The 17,193-nt window shown below is 41.4% G+C and carries 13 protein-coding genes; 8 read left to right on the top strand and 5 right to left on the bottom strand.

The genetic code is table 11. The features are described 5' to 3' along the window. Positions 1-72: 72 nt before the first annotated feature. Positions 73-1,611 carry a polysaccharide deacetylase family protein gene (locus HMPREF9703_RS08645; RefSeq protein WP_004636829.1) on the top strand — a complete coding sequence of 513 codons (1,539 nt, stop codon included), beginning with the start codon at positions 73-75 and terminating at the stop codon, positions 1,609-1,611. A 77-nt stretch (positions 1,612-1,688) separates the two neighbouring features. On the opposite strand, the gene HMPREF9703_RS07560 is transcribed toward HMPREF9703_RS08645, so the two are convergent. Both HMPREF9703_RS07560 and thiD read right to left on the bottom strand, forming a co-directional pair. Continuing rightward, complete coding sequence (locus tag HMPREF9703_RS07560; RefSeq protein ID WP_004636828.1) at positions 1,689-2,216, bottom strand: LURP-one-related/scramblase family protein; 528 nt, start codon at positions 2,214-2,216, stop codon at positions 1,689-1,691. Positions 2,217-2,344: 128 nt separating this feature from the next. Next, positions 2,345-3,163 carry a bifunctional hydroxymethylpyrimidine kinase/phosphomethylpyrimidine kinase gene (thiD, locus tag HMPREF9703_RS07555; RefSeq protein WP_004636827.1) on the bottom strand — a complete coding sequence of 273 codons (819 nt, stop codon included), beginning with the start codon at positions 3,161-3,163 and terminating at the stop codon, positions 2,345-2,347. Between the two features lie 313 nt (positions 3,164-3,476). Between thiD and HMPREF9703_RS08640 the strand changes: the two genes are divergently transcribed. The 3 genes from HMPREF9703_RS08640 to rpiA all read left to right on the top strand — a co-directional run bounded on the left by HMPREF9703_RS08640 (position 3,477) and on the right by rpiA (position 10,333). Next, complete coding sequence (locus tag HMPREF9703_RS08640) at positions 3,477-8,465, top strand: amidase family protein (protein ID WP_004636826.1); 4,989 nt, start codon at positions 3,477-3,479, stop codon at positions 8,463-8,465. 255 nt (positions 8,466-8,720) lie between these two features. After that, positions 8,721-9,629, top strand: coding sequence for a UDP-N-acetylmuramate dehydrogenase (gene murB, locus HMPREF9703_RS07545; RefSeq protein ID WP_004636825.1), 909 nt, complete (start codon positions 8,721-8,723; stop codon positions 9,627-9,629). A 29-nt stretch (positions 9,630-9,658) separates the two neighbouring features. After that, positions 9,659-10,333: a ribose-5-phosphate isomerase RpiA gene (rpiA, locus tag HMPREF9703_RS07540; protein ID WP_004636824.1), complete on the top strand. Its 675-nt coding sequence runs from the start codon at positions 9,659-9,661 to the stop codon at positions 10,331-10,333. 78 nt (positions 10,334-10,411) lie between these two features. Here the strand turns inward: rpiA and HMPREF9703_RS07535 are convergent, their stop codons facing one another. Next, positions 10,412-11,605 carry a glycine C-acetyltransferase gene (locus HMPREF9703_RS07535; protein WP_004636823.1) on the bottom strand — a complete coding sequence of 398 codons (1,194 nt, stop codon included), beginning with the start codon at positions 11,603-11,605 and terminating at the stop codon, positions 10,412-10,414. Between the two features lie 321 nt (positions 11,606-11,926). Here HMPREF9703_RS07535 and HMPREF9703_RS07530 point away from each other — a divergent pair, with 321 nt between their 5' ends. The 4 genes from HMPREF9703_RS07530 (at position 11,927) to HMPREF9703_RS07515 (ending at position 14,938) form a co-directional block, all read left to right on the top strand. Next, positions 11,927-13,240 (top strand): pyrimidine-nucleoside phosphorylase, encoded by a 1,314-nt coding sequence (locus HMPREF9703_RS07530; RefSeq protein ID WP_040377042.1) that lies wholly within the window; start codon positions 11,927-11,929, stop codon positions 13,238-13,240. A 9-nt stretch (positions 13,241-13,249) separates the two neighbouring features. Continuing rightward, positions 13,250-13,942 (top strand): AzlC family ABC transporter permease, encoded by a 693-nt coding sequence (locus HMPREF9703_RS07525; protein ID WP_004636821.1) that lies wholly within the window; start codon positions 13,250-13,252, stop codon positions 13,940-13,942. After that, positions 13,935-14,264, top strand: a complete 330-nt coding sequence (locus tag HMPREF9703_RS07520) for an AzlD domain-containing protein (protein ID WP_004636820.1) — start codon at positions 13,935-13,937, stop codon at positions 14,262-14,264. Before HMPREF9703_RS07525 ends, HMPREF9703_RS07520 begins: the two co-directional genes overlap by 8 nt. A gap of 194 nt (positions 14,265-14,458) precedes the next feature. Then, the gene (locus HMPREF9703_RS07515; RefSeq protein ID WP_004636819.1) at positions 14,459-14,938 is read left to right on the top strand and encodes a hypothetical protein; all 480 of its coding nucleotides are present in this window, start codon (positions 14,459-14,461) and stop codon (positions 14,936-14,938) included. Between the two features lie 109 nt (positions 14,939-15,047). On the opposite strand, the gene fni is transcribed toward HMPREF9703_RS07515, so the two are convergent. Together fni and HMPREF9703_RS07505 are read right to left on the bottom strand one after the other, a co-directional pair. Continuing rightward, complete coding sequence (gene fni / locus HMPREF9703_RS07510) at positions 15,048-16,100, bottom strand: type 2 isopentenyl-diphosphate Delta-isomerase (RefSeq protein WP_004636818.1); 1,053 nt, start codon at positions 16,098-16,100, stop codon at positions 15,048-15,050. Then, positions 16,058-17,164 carry a phosphomevalonate kinase gene (locus HMPREF9703_RS07505; RefSeq protein WP_004636817.1) on the bottom strand — a complete coding sequence of 369 codons (1,107 nt, stop codon included), beginning with the start codon at positions 17,162-17,164 and terminating at the stop codon, positions 16,058-16,060. The genes fni and HMPREF9703_RS07505 overlap by 43 nt, the downstream gene beginning before the upstream one ends. Positions 17,165-17,193 lie beyond the last annotated feature (29 nt).

The following is a 17,193-nucleotide window of genomic DNA, read 5'->3' as shown; positions in this document are numbered from 1 at the left end:
AACAAATATTATAGAGACTGTAAAAGACTACGTAAAATAGTTAACTAATAAAGAAAGTGAGTGAAAAAAACGATGAAACGTTTTTTTAAAGGAGTAGGCTATGGGTTACTCTGGCTAGTAAGTCTAGTTGTTGTAGCAATTGGTGCATTCTGGGCGACAGAACAAGGAGTTGTTGAGAAGTGGTTCCCACAATTTGCGTCTGAGCCAGCATCGACTGTACAAGTGGATTCATTCGCAACTAGTAACGGTAGTGATGAATTTGAAGAAACGGTCAATGTTCAGACTGGGAAAACATTTCACATGGTTGAGACAGCTCCTCAATTTAATGTAGCAGCGATTGATGAAGCAATTTCGAGTGCGATGACTGAATTGCGTCAACCTTTTGCTGAAAAGTATAATGAAGAGATGGAAAGACAGCAACTGGATAGTAAAGAACCGGTTGCTGAGCCGCGACCGTTCTATCAATTAGACTATGAAGTTGAAGCCGTTAATGATTCAGTCTATGCGATTACATTGGAAGCTATGATATACAATGACGATACATTAGCTAACCGAGCTTCACAAGTTCTGCTAGTAGATGTGGAGGCGGAATCAGTTAGTCCATTAGCTGATATATTTGGAACTAAAAATGAAACAGATGAAACGGTAGCCACTGATGAAGATACGACGACCAACGAAGAATCAGTTGCAAACAATAAAGATAACGCGAAGTCACTAGTTGATCTCGTTAAGGAAGCCCTCGCAAGTGAACATGGTGAAGATGTCAAACTAGATAAATTTACCCAGGATTTCCCTACTATTGAGACGCTATTGCCTTACATGGCAGTAAATAAAGCAGGAATTGCACTAACCTTCGATGCCGAGCAAGTTGCATCCACTCAAGCAACAGCAGAAACCTATACAGTTGAGTTGTCGTGGGAAGAGTTGAATGTTTCAATTAACGATGAGTGGCGAGAATATCTTGATCTACCAGAATTAACCCCAGAAGTTGCCTACGCACAGGGAGATCAACCTTGGACACCGGTAACCCGTGGACCCGCTTCAACAGATGGTAAGAAGCGAGTAGCGTTAACGTATGATGATGGTCCTGGTGGGGAAGAGACGACGGGACGATTATTGAAGATGCTAGAGCAACATAATGCGAAAGCAACTTTCTACATGTTAGGTGATGTGGTCGAATATAATCCTGAAATGGCACAACGCGTGCACAAAGCCGGTCATGAGATTGGTAACCACTCCTGGGGACACCCGGTCTTGCCAAGTTTAGGACCAGCAGGAGCCGCTGAATCAATTGCCAAGGCAGAAGAAAGTATTAAAAAAGCAGTAGGTAAAGGAACTAAGCACTATCGTCCACCATATGGCGAGCGTACAATGGAAGTCGATGAAGCAATTGGCAAGCCCGCTATCTTATGGTCAATTGATACGCAAGATTGGCGTACACGAAATGCTCAAAGTGTTTTTGAAGAAGTTCGCTCAAAAGTACAAGATGGAGATATTATCTTAATGCATGATATTCATCCAGAAACCATTGACGCGTCTGCACTTATTTTGGATTACTTGGACAGTCAAGGATTCGAAATGGTCACCGTCAGTGAATTGATGGGTTACTAACTCATCTAATTTTTCTTAATGGAAGCTGAATAAAAAGCCCTAGTCGTTTTACAATGTGTAAAGCGATTAGGGCTTTATTAACAGTTTGCCTCTTGTAAAGTGTTTCGATGTGCCGGAAGGTGTTTATTGTTTTTGTTAACGACGTAGTGTTCAATAATGACGGCTAATATACAACATAGCGGTGCATGATGGGCTTTTTCAATGGAGAGTAAGGAACATTCCCCCGCGGACGTGAGTGCTTTATCGACCGTCATAATAAGTTGAGAACCACACGTAACCGTGTAATGTTGAGTTTTAAAATCACCGGAAGCAACCCAATTAAATTTTTTGACTATATAATAAGGAGTGCCTATTCCCAAAAAACCGGGATATTTTTTGATTTTTCCCGCTGATTGCTGATTAATCGTTAGTTGGAAGGTGGGAAAGAATGATAAGGTCTGTTGAGTGATTCGAATAAGGCAGCGCCCGGTTGCAGTATACAGTGAGAGTGTGTCATTGAGCTGGCCCCAACGTCCGATGATTAAGAAAACATCATGATTTTGATCATTTTTAACCAGTATTTGGTTTTGGATGGATCGGTCATCGGAGATCATATAGAGTTCCATAGTCTTCACTCTCCTTCGTTAGCGTTATCTTTATTATAGCATGATTTCTTAGTAGAGAAAATATCCCATCAATATAAAAAAGCAGTGCTTCCTTACTTGGAGTCACTGCTTGGTTTCAAATATAAGATTTATTCAGCGTCTAATCGCTTCGCACTATGGAAAACAGGTGCAACATGTCGATTATATTTAAAGCCATATTGAATACCGGCATGGGTGAAATCTTTTGCCTTGATGACGGCCTCTTTTGGACTTAGACCATTCGCTAAGCCAGCTGTTACAGCCGCAGCAAAAGTACATCCTGCTCCGTGGTTGGAGGCCTCTTTAATTTTTTCAGCTTCAAGTATAGTGAATTCCTGGCCATCATAAAAGATATCAATGGCTACTTCATCAGTAATACCTCGACCACCTTTGATAACAACGGTTTGAGCGCCTAACTCGACAATGCGCTTAGCTGCTTCTTTCATCTCGTCCACTGTTGTTGGTTCAGGCATATCAGCCAGTTGTCCTGCTTCGAATAAGTTCGGTGTTACTACAGTAGCTAGTGGTGTGAGGCGATCGCGCAGTCCTTTTGCTAATTCAGGATTTAAGACTTCATCGTCCCCTTTGCACACCATGACCGGATCTAAGACAAAATTCGTCAGTTGATGTTCTTTAATGTAAGACTCAATGAGTTCAATTTGTTCAAATGTTGGAAGCATTCCAGTCTTGAAGGCGTCGATTCCTTTATCAACGGACAGTGCGGTATCGAGTTGTTCTTGGACAACGGTCACATCAATCGGTGATACGGAGTGTTTCCAAGTATCTGGATCCATTGAAGCAATCACAGTGAGTGTAGCAATACCGAATGTGCCATATTCAGCAAAAGTTTTCAGATCAGCCCCAATTCCAGCTCCTCCACTGGCATCATTACCGGCAATTGTTAATGCAACATTAGGTTTGTTTACCATAATCATTCCTCCTTAGTTAATATTAGTATATAGTGCTTACATCGATAATTCAACGGAATGTTCTTTTGTTTTCAGATAAATACATCGGCTGACATAATTATTATAAACACAAAGTTGTATACATCAACTGCTATGTGAATAACTGCACGGGTTTAGAGAAACGTCTACTTGTCTGTTTTCATTAAAAATAGTTAAATGATGCACATGATTAAATACATTTTAGTTTCTAAAAGTTGGGACTAAATTAGGGAGTTGTCGTTGAAGGTGTTATAATATGTCGGTAGAGATAGCGAAGAATATAAGGAGGACTTTTATGAAAGAGCAATCACGAATGTATGGATTGAAGAAACGAATTATATTAAGTGTATCAGCAGCGACTTTATCAGCAGCGGGATTATTGTTGAATGAAACTGTGCAAGCAGCGGAAGAGCCAAGTGGAGAGCCCGCTGCCCAAGCTGTAGTGAACCAGTCGGGAGAAAGTCATGTTGCGGGAGCGGATTTTTCTGCAGTAGACGAAACAGGTGCTGATAGTGAGGAGACACCTGACTATGCTCCGATCGAAGAGACAGAATCGGTTAGATCATTAGCTGCTGAATTGCGAGAACACGATGCAATTGTTGCTGAAGCGGCTAAGGTAGCCCAAGAAGAAAGACCCGTCGTTGCAGAAAAAGAGGAAGAAGTTTCAGAAGAGGTTCCAGTAGATAAATCAGCAGAAATTATTGAAGAGAATAAAGGCGAAAACACTGCGGGGAATACTTCAGAAACAATACCAGATGTTGAAGCTGTAGCTGGAGTAAATTCTGAGGTAGAAGATGAAGTAGAAGTTGAGCCAGAAACAGCAATCAAAGCTGAATCAGGAACCAATAACGAGAAACCCTTCCAATTAACGAAAGAAATTTATCGTCAAGCAGGTGCACGCGAGATGTCACGCTGGGTTCGTGAAGGCAAGACCACCCCAGAAGCATTAGTGAATATGGCGTATGAGATCATTGCAGAGACTGATCCACAATTAAACAATATAGTGGCACTTACAAAAGAAGAGGCTCTTAAAAAAGCGCGAGAATTAAAAGATACCGGTCAACCGTTCTATGGCGTACCAATGTTATTTAAAGGACTCGGACATGCATTAGAAGGCACGCCGAATTCGAATGGCTTAGTTAGTCAAAAAGATAATTTAGCAAGGCGTGATGCTCGTCGTGCGAAATTAATGCAAGAAGCGGGCTTTATTGGAATTGGAACCACTACTTTTCCTCAATGGGGACTGATTAACGTAACCAATTCTGATTTATATGGTAATACACGTAACCCGTGGAACCCAGCTCACAACCCCGGAGGCTCTTCTGGCGGATCAGCAGCTGGTGTAGCTGCTGGACAAGTTCCGATTGCCTCCTCTAGCGACGCAGGTGGTTCTACACGAATTCCAGCGTCATGGAGTGGTTTAATTGGAATGCATCCATCGCGTAACACGATGAAATGGGATGGTAACAGTGAAAATAATCAAACTAGTCATTTTGCTTTAATGAAAAACATGGAGGATTTAGCAGCTTTTCACGAATTTGCTTTAAAAAATGATGTTGAATTAGAAGATGTCTCGTTAGAGCGTGATAAGCCGACAATTGCCTACACAACCAAAACACCAGCAGGCACACGTATTAGTGCAGATGCCATAAAAGCAGTAGAAGATGCTGTGAAGTTTTTAGAAGAATATGGTTTTACAACGGAAGAGGTTGACTATCCAGTTGATGGGAAAAAATTAATGGAGCAATACTATACAATTGCTGGTAGTAGTTTTGGTAGCCCGCGTATAAAGAGAGATCAAGTCGAATTGCTCACTTGGGGACTAAATCAGTTGGGATTAACACTAGATCCAGATGATAAAAAAGCAGCTTGGGAACATGCTCACACAATTGCTGAACAAATGACAGAATTTCATAAAAAGTATCCAATCTTCTTGACACCAACAAATGCTTGGCCTGCTCCAGAAGCAGACTATCATCATATTCCAGATGAATTAAAACCTCTTATGGAAGATATGAGTAGTTTAAGTAAAGAAGAACGCTTAAAACTTATTTATGATCAGTGGCTACCAGCTTGGGAAAAAACACCGTATACCCAATTATCTAATTTAACAGGCAAACCTTCTATTAGCTTACCTACGTATGTAACAGAAGATCGTTTACCTATGGGAGTTATGTTCCACACTGAGCGAAACATGGATAAATTTTTATTACAATTAGGTGAACTATTTGAACAGGGTGGTCAATTTATGATGAATAGTGACTACTCCACAAATAATTATAAATTACCTTATCATACGGATGCACTTGATGAAATTGAGAAATTAGGACTTCTCTCAACAGAAGAGAAACTCAGCTTTAATGATCAAATTTTACAAGCTACTTCTAGAGAAGCTGCTGATAAAATTGTAAAAGATGCTAAAACGATGAATAAAACTTACTATCGTCAATCTTCTGCTAGTCACTTAACACGGCTTGTTAGAGCGAATAAGGTAACAACAAAACACTTGATTGATTTAGCCTATGAAATTATTGAAGAAACAAATGCTAAGTTAAATAATGTTATTGCTCTAATTCCTAAAGAGGACGCATACAAAAAGGCAGACAGATTGAAAGATACAGGGCAGCCATTCTTTGGTATTCCAATTTTAGCGAAAGGTATTAATCATGTATTTAAAGGCGTTCCTAACTCGTTAGGGTACAAATCCCGAAAAGATTATATCCAACCATTAAATTCAACACAAATCGGTAATCTGGAACGAGCAGGATACATTGCAATTGGTGTAACAACTTATCCACAGGGTAGTTTGAATCATGTGACACATTCAGGATTGTATGGTGTAACACGTAATCCATGGAATACAGCACATAATCCAGGAGGCTCCTCAGGGGGATCAGCAGTGGCTGTTGCTTCAGGGCAAGTTCCTGTTGCTACAACTGTTGATGGAGGAGGTTCTACGCGAGTTCCTGCATCGTGGACAGGTGTTATTGGGATGCACCCAAGTGTGGGACAACTTAAGTGGGATCGTAAGAAAGGGATCAGAAGTGACTTCGTAATGACGAAAGATATGGAAGATCTCATAAAAATCTATGAATTCCTATTAAAAAATGATATCGAAGAAAATGACATATCATTGGAACGGGATAAGCCAACGATCGCTTATACCACACAATCACCTTTAGGAGGAGAAATTAGTTTAGATGCTAAGCGAGCAGTAGAAGATGCTGTAGCTTTCTTAAATGAGTTAGGGTACAACACTAAGGAAGTAGATTATCCAGTCAGTGGAGAAGAGACAATAAAAACATTTATCACATACCTGGTGACAGCAGCACCAAAATCAGATAAATATGATCAGAGTGAATATGATCCACTAATGTGGGCGCTAGCTCAAACAAGAGATACTCTAACATCAGAAGATATCCAGAAAGCTAATGAAACACGACAAAAAATTAGTAATGCTATGACAGAGTTTCATAAACAATACCCATTATTCCTAACACCGACTAATGCATGGCCAGCACCTGAAGCAGACTATGTAGCGGCTCCAGAAGAATTACAACAACAGATGAAAGATATGAGCCAACTGAGTTCAGAGGAAAAGTTAGATCTACTTTATCAACAATGGTTACCTGGCCGAGAAAAGTCACCTTATGCCGTCCTTTCAAACCTAGCTGGCTCTCCTGCGATTACATTACCAACGGATATAACCAATGATCGGTTGCCGATGGGAATTATGTTCCAAGCAGCGTATGGTAATGATAAATACTTACTAGAGATGGGTAGATTATTTGAGGAACATCAGAAGTTCATGATGAATAGTGACTATTCTACAAATAGTTATATCCTACCTGAAGAACGTCCAGCTAAACTAATTGTCTATGTTGATGGGGAAAAAGTAGTTGAAACAAAGCGCAAATTTAAAGATATTACTGAAATTGAATCTTCAGATGAACTAGCACCATATAAAGATGCTACTAAATATCGTGTGCGTCCAGATGTAAATCTTAATTTAGAAGAGATAGAAAATGGAGTGTACACGTATAATTATGGAACAACTTCCACCACAGAGAATCTCAATACAGTTGATGTTCCATTTGAGATAATTGAAGAAGAGAATCCAAATTTACTAGTAGGAGAAAGACGAACAAAAGTTGCAGGTATTGTGGGTAAAAAAGAAATCAAGACAGTCGTTATTACCTTCCAAGGTGAAGAGTTAGACCGTAAAATAACAGAAACGGTAGTTCAAGAGAAAGTTGATCAAGTTGTAGAAATCGGAACAAAAGCAGCTAAATTAACACCTGCCACTTCAGAGAAATCAGAAGAATCTAAGAACGTTATTAAAGACTACTTCAAACTTATCGCTGACTTCGATGGGGAACAAGTTGTCTATGACCGCAAAGATTCTGATGTTTGGACCTCAGCGGAACAGGCTCGCGAAGTGTATGATCAATACTTGCCGGAAGTTATTGAACGTGGCGGTAAGGAATATCAACGTGTAGATGTCACTTTTGTAGCATCGGAAAAGGAAGCAATTCTGACCTATGTATTTAAATTAAAAGCAAATCAAACAGAAGTCCCTACACCACCATCTATTGAAGAAAGTGGATCAGGTCAAGCGGCAGAACAGCCAGAACAGCCTAAGCAACCAGAAATAGATGACAATCAATCAACTGGGGAAATTACTGATACAACTGATGAAGATAATAAATCACCTGATGATTCGAAGATAGAGACAGGAAAAGGTGAAAGTCTCATTCGTCCGGATCAACCAGCATTTGAAGGTGGAGTGAATCATCATAAAGCAGTCACTCATGAAAAACCGGTATTTCCACATCATCAACTACAAGCATTACTTCAAGTTGAAAAAAATAACGCAATAACATCTATTGCGACACTGCCAAGTTTAAATGAAGACGTTATAGCTACTTATCGAATAGCTATACAACAGGCAGAAAATGTGCCTGCTATTGAAACAATTATTCGCCAAGCAGTTACATTAAATGAAAAACTTGCGATGGATGCTATAATAAGAGGTAAAATTGATCAATCAATTCAACCGAAAGAGTCAGCAAAAGAAAAGCAATTAGCGGAAGACATTGTTGAACGAACTCAACCGACAACTGATGATCTATCAGCTGTCAGCCAAGCAAATCAAGATAGACAACAAGAAAAACAAGGTGAGCGATTACCAGATACTGCTACTGCTTCATGGGTTCTTGGTCTTGTCGGAGCAAGCTCGTTGCTAGCTGGAGCTGGCGTGAAGAAGTTTAAGAAAGACGAATAATTAAATCATAGTTCTACCAAGAAAGGGGCGTTAGCCTCTTTTTTGTGTTTAAAGTGTGTTCGGTTAGACAAGATGTGTTTAGCAAGCATTTATACAATCTTAATAAATTTGACAGTTATTGGTCTTCCTTTCGCAAGTAGTTGTGTTAAAATAGGGATTGGAGGAGCTGTCTGGGTAGAATAGAGATAGTTTCTGTGATAAGGATTGCTTATAGTTATGGCAATAGAGAAAATATTAAATAAAGGATTTTTTAAAATGGATTTAAGTGTATTGAAAGAAGCATTTCCGATATCGGATATAAAATTAAATGAACCATTGTCAAATTATAGCTATACGAAGACAGGGGGACAGGCAGATGCCTTAGTTTTTCCACAGAGTGTAGAGGAAACGCAAGCGTTAGTTACTTATATCAAGGAGCAAGATTGGCCGCTGACGGTACTCGGGAATGCCAGTAACTTGATTATCCGTGATGGGGGTATTCGTGGGGTGACGCTGATGATGACTTCGATGAAAGAGGTGCGCATTGATGGTGATACATTGACGGCGCAGAGTGGTGCCCGCTTAATTGATGTGTGCCAAGTTGCATTGAGTGAGCATTTGACAGGGCTTGAGTTTGCCTGTGGGATTCCGGGCAGTATCGGCGGAGCAGTGTATATGAATGCGGGAGCTTACGGTGGAGAAGTGAAGGATGTTATTGCGTCTGTTACGATACTGACCGCTGATGGTGAGATTGTAGAGCGAAGCAATGAAGAGATGGACTTCGCTTACCGACATAGTTATGTGCAATCATCTGACGATATGGTCTTGGAAGTTGTTTTCCAGCTCGAAAAGGGAGAATATCCATTAATTGAAGCAAAAATGATGGAGCTGACAGAATTGCGTGAAGCGAAACAACCACTAGATTTACCATCATGTGGTTCAGTCTTTAAGCGTCCTGAAGGATATTATACCGGGAAATTGATCCAAGATGCGGGATTGCAAGGTGTGACAATCGGAGGAGCACAAGTGTCGGAGAAGCATGCTGGATTTATTGTGAATATCGGTGGCGGGACTGCAACAGATTATATGCAATTAATCGAACATATTCAAGAACAAATTTGGAAAATTTATAAAGTAAAATTGGAACGTGAAGTACGCATTATTGGTGATGATACTGTTGATTAAGGAGACGCTAACGAAAGGATGACTCCGCTATGAATCTGAAGCAACAAGTAGGTATTGAGGCCGCAAAATTAGTAAAGTCAGGGATGACAGTTGGCTTAGGAACGGGTTCAACCGTGTATTATTTAGTAGAAGAATTAGGTCGATTAGCCCGAGAAGAAGGTCTAGACTTCGTGGCTACCTCAACATCAACACGAACTCGTCAACAAGGTGAGAAGTTGGGATTAACTGTTGTCGATATCGATGATGCTCCTCCCATTGATTTGACAATTGATGGTGCTGATGAAGTAGATCCTCACTTTAATGGGATTAAAGGGGGAGGAGCAGCGCATTTATTCGAGAAGATTGTCGCTATTAATTCGAAGCGGAATGTATGGATTGTGGATGAGTCCAAGTTGGTCGAACAGTTAGGTGCTTTTCCATTGCCAGTTGAAGTGGTGAAATTTGGAAGTCAGCGCTTATTTGATCATTTGAAGGCGTATGATTTACGGCCAATATTTAGAGAAGATGAGTCAGGACAAAAATTGCTAACAGATGATGGGAATTATATTATTGATCTGCATCTGGAGCGGATTGAGAACCCCGTTGAATTGGCGAGCTGGTTAAGTCATCAAGTCGGTGTCGTGGAACATGGCTTATTTCTAGATATTGCAGATACCGTGATCGTGGGTGGTAAGAGTGGTCTAAAGGTATTAGAGAAAAAATAATAAAAAATAAATCCCCAGCTGAATGCACTAAGGAGTTCAGCTGGGGATTTCATTATAAGTTAATAATTGGTTCGATTGTTAGTCAATTATATGAAGTTCTTTACCGACTTTTTCGTAGACTGCGAGTGCTTCATCAAGCATATCTTTGGTATGCGCAGCAGTTGGCATGTTACGAACACGACCGGTTCCGCGTGGGACGGTTGGGAAGACGATTGATTTGGCATAGACGCCTTCTTCGTTGAGACGTTTTGAGAATTGTTGGGTTAGTTTTTCTTCACCGATGATACATGGTGTGATGGGTGTTTCAGATTTCCCAATATTGAAGCCCAGTTCTTTTAGGCCTTTTTTCAAGTAGCGACCATTTTCCCATAGTTTGTCGTGGCGCTCGGTTGACGTCATGAGCTGGTCAATGGCTTCGATACACGCAGCACAAGCTCCTGGTGTTAGTGATGTGGAGAATAAGAATGGACGGCCACGTACCTTCAGCCAATCAACTAATTCTTGGGTTCCGGCGACATAACCACCGACGACACCGATCGCTTTCGACAATGTGCCCATTTGTAAGTCAATTTTATCTTGGAGACCGAAGTGCTTGACTGTTCCCGCTCCTTTGCCCATTACCCCGGAACCATGCGCATCATCAACATACGTAATTAAGTCAAATTCCTCGGCGACTTCAATGACGCCAGGTAGGTTGGCTACATTTCCATCCATCGAGAAGACTCCATCTGTGATATACATAATTTTTTCGTATTGACCACTCTCAGTTGCTTCTTTTGCTTTTTGGCGCAAATCATCCATATCTTGGTGCTTGACACGAATAATTTTTGCCCCGGAGAGACGACAGCCATCGATAATAGAGGCGTGGTTTAGCTCATCGGATAGAATCGCGTCATTTTTACCGACAATAGCAGGAATCGCAGCCATATTGGAATTAAAGCCGGATTGAAGGGCAATGGCTGCTTCGGTCCCTTTGAATTCCGCAATTTTTTCTTCTAGTTCGCGGTGAATGGTCTGAGTTCCGTTAATGGTACGAACAGCTCCAGCTCCGACACCGTATGTTTCAGTTGCTTCGTTCGCGCGTGCAATCAGTGCTTCATCGGTTGCGAAGCCCAGATAGTTATTGGACGATAAGTTAATTAATTCACGCCCATCAATTTGAATTTTTGCCCCATTTGGCCCTTGTACTTCATCGATTTCATTGTACAAGCCATTATCTTTCAGTTCCTGTAAATTTTCTTCTAAAAATGTTTTTAATGTTTGACTGGTCATAAATAATCCTCCTTTGATTATTTGTATAGATTAACATTTCACACGTGTAGTTTATCACAAAAAAGCTCTGTTTTCTAATAAGAGCCCTTTCATAAAAAAGAAAAATAGTTAAGTTTAGGTTGTTAAATTAGACTGCCTATCTAGTAGAATGAGTTACTTTAGGCGGAGCATCTGCATTCAATATTTGGTTTGACATAGACATTTTTTGTGCTAAGTATGTTAAGGCAGAAAGAGAGTTAAATAGAGTTGTCAGCGGTTTAACAAGCATTTTTTGCTGATTTCTGTTACAATGAAAGCACTTAGGAAAGGGACGTGTTATATATGAGAATGGTGGATTTAATTGAGAAAAAGCAAAATCATGAAATATTAACAACTGCAGAAATTGATTGGTTAATTGACCACTTCACGACGGGGGAGATTCCCGATTATCAGATGAGTGCGTTTGCGATGGCGGTATATTTCAATGAGATGACTGCAGAAGAATTAAGTGACTTTACGATGGCGATGGTGAACTCAGGGGAGACCATTGACTTATCAGATATTGCCGGTATTAAGGTGGACAAGCATTCAACAGGTGGAGTTGGGGATACGACAACTTTAGTGTTGATTCCATTGGTCGCGAGTTTAGGTATTCCAGTAGCGAAAATGAGCGGGCGCGGGTTAGGTCATACGGGAGGAACGTTAGATAAGTTAGAAGCCATTCCTGGATTCCATATTGAGATTAGTCAAGCGGACTTTATTGATTTAGTGAATACGAATAAGTTAGCTTTGGCAGGACAATCAGGGAATTTAACACCCGCTGATAAGAAACTTTATGCGCTCCGTGATGTGACAGGCACGGTGAATTCTATTCCACTGATTGCAAGTTCCATTATGAGTAAAAAAATTGCCTCAGGTGCTGATGCAATTGTGCTCGATGTGAAGACGGGAGCAGGTGCCTTTATGAAGGAATTGGACCGGGCGGAGGAGCTTGCTCGAACCATGGTAAATATTGGCGCGCAAGTCAATCGCCAGACGATGGCCGTGATTTCTGATATGAGTCAACCATTAGGCTATGCGATTGGGAATGGGCTAGAAGTGAAAGAAGCGATTGATACACTACGCGGTGAAGGGCCAGAAGACTTAACCGAACTCTGTTTAGAATTAGGGGCACAGATGGCGTACTTAAGTGGTGAAGTCGACTCTATTGAAGAAGCAAAAGAACGGATGAAGCAAGCCTTAACAGATGGTACAGCGCTAGAAAAATTTAGAGAATTTGTGGTGGCACAAGGGGGAGATGGCTCAGTGGTGGATGAGCCGGAAGCTATTTTGCCACAAGCAGCCACAACAGTTGACGTAAAAGCAAAAGAGAGTGGTGTTGTCTCTGAGATTGTCGCTGATAAAGTGGGGACGGTCGCTATGATCTTAGGGGCTGGTCGTGAGACAAAAGATAGTGCGATTGATCTGTCTGCAGGGATTGTACTGCATAAAAAAGTTGGCGATGAGATTGAAGCAGGTGAAGCATTAGCAACGCTCTATACGAATAAATCAGCAGAGGTAGTCGAGGAGGCAACCGAGCGCTTATTGGCTTATATTACAATAGCCGATGAAGCCTCAAAACCGACACTGATTCACCGCACTGTGACAGCTGAGTAAGGTGATTATGTGTCTATAAAGGTTTTAAAACAGGCTTTACCAATCTTAGTTAGCTACTTTGCGATTGGATTAGCATGCGGCATGGTGCTGTATGAAGTGGGCTATAGTGTTGTCCAAATTTTATTAACGAGTTTGTTTATTTATTCGGGTGCTGGTCAATTTTTAATTGCAAATATGACCAGTGTCGGTGCCGGAGTTTTTTCGATTATTTTAACAATTGCTTTCTTGAATGTGCGATTTATTTTAATGTCGTTGAGCTCGGCGCAGATTGTGCGAGGCGAGTCGGGATGGATGAGTTTTCTCTTCGGAACAACGATTACGGATGAGACGTATGGAGTAAATTATACATTATTTCATCAAGGGGGCTCGGAGTGGACGGTCAAAGATGCCGTATCAGTCAATCTGTTAAGTTACATTGTCTGGGGCGGGGCGACAGTGTTAGGGGCACTCTTAGTGAGCTATATTGAGATTGACACCTTCATCATGAGCTATGGGTTAACAGCGCTGTTTATTTGTATGACGGTGAGCCACTTTAAGCATAAAGCGATGGTACTGTCAGCTGTCTTATCTGCTGTGTTGACGGTTATATTGCAAGTGTTGTTCGATAATAGCATGGTCATTGTCATTGCTGCTGTGATTGCATCGTTCATTGGCTTCCGCTATCATCAATCAGTGCGGGAAGTAGGTGAGGTTCGTGAGTAACCAAGATTTTCTTATCATGTTAGTGGCGCTTAGTGCCTCAGCGATCTTGACGCGGTATCTGCCTCTTAAGTTATTGCAAGGAGTAGAGCTATCAGAAGACTTCAAGACGTGGATGAACTTTATCCCGGTATCCATTTTTGCTGCGTTAGTTGCGAGTGATGTTTTTCTAACGGACAGTGCTGAATTGGCGCTAAATCCGTTCACCAACCCACTGATTATTCCGTCCATTATTGTGTTCGTTGTGAGTAAGAAGACCGAGCATATGTTGTTGTCGGTTTTTGTAGGGATTGTTAGTGTCTTCCTGATGCAATGGATGATTTAACCTCTCAACATCTCAACCTTGGCAACCAACAGGGACATATTATTTCTAATGTCAGTGTGAAATTTTAAAACGTAAGTTAAGAGTAGTATTTTTTCGAAAAAACTGTCTAGAGTGTAATTTGCTATAAAAGAGCGGGATATAGATATGAATAAGATAAAAAATCAGCATTACAGCTGGCGATTTGAGGTGTTAACATGCAATTTTTAGAGCCTTATCTTGATTGGCCTGATGTTTCAATGGATGAGTTAAATAAATATTATAAAGCGTATGAATATCATTTAAGACGTGTTTGGCACCGGTTTAATTCGTATACGTGTAGCGTCTTTTTAGGAGATATGTTTCATGATAGTAAGTTAATAGATATTGAACTATCTAAAGTAGCTGGTATGGAAAAGACTGTCTTGATTTTGACATTTCAATTGTATGATGGCGATATTCGTTACAGTTTTTATGAAGGAGTCAAGCAGTTGGATGGTCATTTTCTCTTTAATCAAGGTGTGTATGATGCGTATGGTGCGTATCATACGTATGACTTATTGCCCCATATCTTACTGAGTGAATGTACGATAGAAGCTGGGCTGTGCCGTCATGAGTATAGATTTGTTGATGATATGCGGTTAGTGATATTGAATGAATCAGTTGTGATTAAAGATACAATGCCAATGTATCTTTAAATCGTTTAAAAAGCAACTTGCTAACCAGTTAATTATAGACAAGCCTCGAAGATTAGATTTAATAAATCTAATCTTCGAGGCTTGTGTTGTATAGTGGAGATTAATAAATTTAACGCTGGCTATATTGGGTGATATCGATTCCGCGGGCATAGCACCAATGAGCGGTGTCACCACGCAATATGAGTTGGGCTTGCTGTAGATGAGGAGTTGATTGAGCTCCGAGAATAGTGTAAATTTTTGTCAGTGTTTCTTTCCACTGCTGGACGGTTGTAATGGCTTGATCGATATCATTGAGAGTCAAGTGTAAAAATTCGCCAGATAATCCGACGAGATGAGCCCCAAGCGCAAGAGCTTTAGTCATCTCCAGTGGGGTACGAATACCGCCAGATGCAATAATTTCAGCGGTTTTTAGAGAAACTTCCCCGGCTTCAAGTAAGGAGACCGGCGTTGTCTGGCCCCAATCTTCTAATATGTCCAGTTTATAATCTTTGCGCCGGTAATTTTCAATCTGGGCAAAGTTCGTGCCACCCCGACCACTAATATCAATCGCATCCACTCCAATATCATCGAGTAACTGAATTGTTTCGCGACTCATGCCGAAGCCGACTTCTTTTACAATAATGGGCACGGAGATGTTATCGACAATTGCTTGAATATGGTCTAACCAATGACAGAAGCTACGATCTCCTTCAGGCATGACGATTTCTTGAGGAGCATTGACATGAATTTGCAGGCCGTCAGCTTGGAGTAAATCAACTGCTCGCTGTGCATTTTCAACACTATGCCCGGCTCCTAGATTGGCTAGGATTAGACCATTTGGATGCGTTTGGCGGACAATCCGGTAAGAATCAGCCATATCAGGGAACTTTAACCCAGCACTGATTGAGCCGGTTGCCATTGCTAGTTGACATTCTCGAGCAATGATGGCGAGCTTCTCATTGACGCGACCGGTCCAATCGCTTCCCCCCGTCATGGCGTTGATAAAGAAAGGAGCTGAGAAGGTTAGTCCAGCGACGGAGATGGATAAATCCACGTCAGCCACATCGATACCGGGCAGTGAGTGATGGATAAATTGAATGTCATTGAATGGAGAGTGTTGTCGGGGATAAAATTTTTCAGCTAAGGAGACATGTTCGTTTTTTCGGTTGGTTTGTTTTGGCAAGATGAGTCATCCTTTCGGGTATAAATAGCAAGGTTTAGCGGGGTGATGCCGGCCTGTTGCCAACATTGTGTAATCTGATTAGCCATTGTTCGGTCATGGACAAGAGCAATCCCACAATCTCCACCACCGGCTCCAGATGTTTTGCCAGCTGCACCAAATTGTTCGGCACAGTCACATAACGTCTTCAGCATCGGGGTTTCGATGGTCATTTGTCGTTGCTTAGCGAATAATTGGAGTAAGGCACGATTGTTCGTGAATGCGTCTGCCATTGCTGAGTGATTCTGTTCTGTTATCCCTTGTACGAGTTGGTCGACACAGCCTCGACTAGTAGCTAAAAATTGGGACAGCTGTTGGTCAGTTAGTGGCTTAGGTTGACTAATAAGCTGTTCTGTAGCGGCAGGTTGCTTCGTCCAGCCAACTAATAGGTGACAGTTAGCGGGGAAGGGGAGACGTTCAATCGATAGCTCAGGCCAAGGTGTCCGGATAGTCGCTAACAGGGATGATGTATTTTCGTAAAGATTGCGTATGGCTTGGCGATTGGGTGAACGGTACCGAATACAGCCCGTAAAACTACAGGCAGCTAAGTCTCCCAGTGACCCATGACTTCCTAAAGCAAGGTGAGCGAGTGCGGCTAATTTATACACAAGTAGCGGTGAGGTTGGCAAGTGATGCCACTCAAGTAAACCGTGCACTAAGGCAACCGTCACGGCTCCACTTGATCCTAAGCCGATCTTTTGGCCATGCAGTTCTAAATCAGTTCGCAGATCTAAATCATATGGACGGATTACTTTACCCAGTTCCTGTATGTAGCGTTCAATGAGCTGCAAAGTCTGTTGGATGAGTTCAAACGGTGAAGGGAGTTCTGGGCGATCGTTCTTCCGACCAATTAGGAGAGGCATGTTTGTATACCCCTCAGAGTAAAAAGAGCCGTTACTTGTTGTCGCTTCAGAGACCGTGAGTTCTAAGAAGCGATCTACCGCTATAATCACAGCAGGTTGTCCCGGGTGAGTAACAGCATATTCGCCAGCAAGATATAATTTTCCTGGAATGCGAATGGTGGTCATGTTGAATCCTCTCTCTATCAATTTGTATC

Origin of the sequence: Dolosigranulum pigrum ATCC 51524 (genome assembly GCF_000245815.1) — a bacterium.
Taxonomy (GTDB): Bacteria; Bacillota; Bacilli; order Lactobacillales; family Carnobacteriaceae_A; genus Dolosigranulum; species Dolosigranulum pigrum.
Note: the sequence above shows the minus strand (reverse complement) of the source record. Positions and strands in the feature narration are given on the sequence as shown.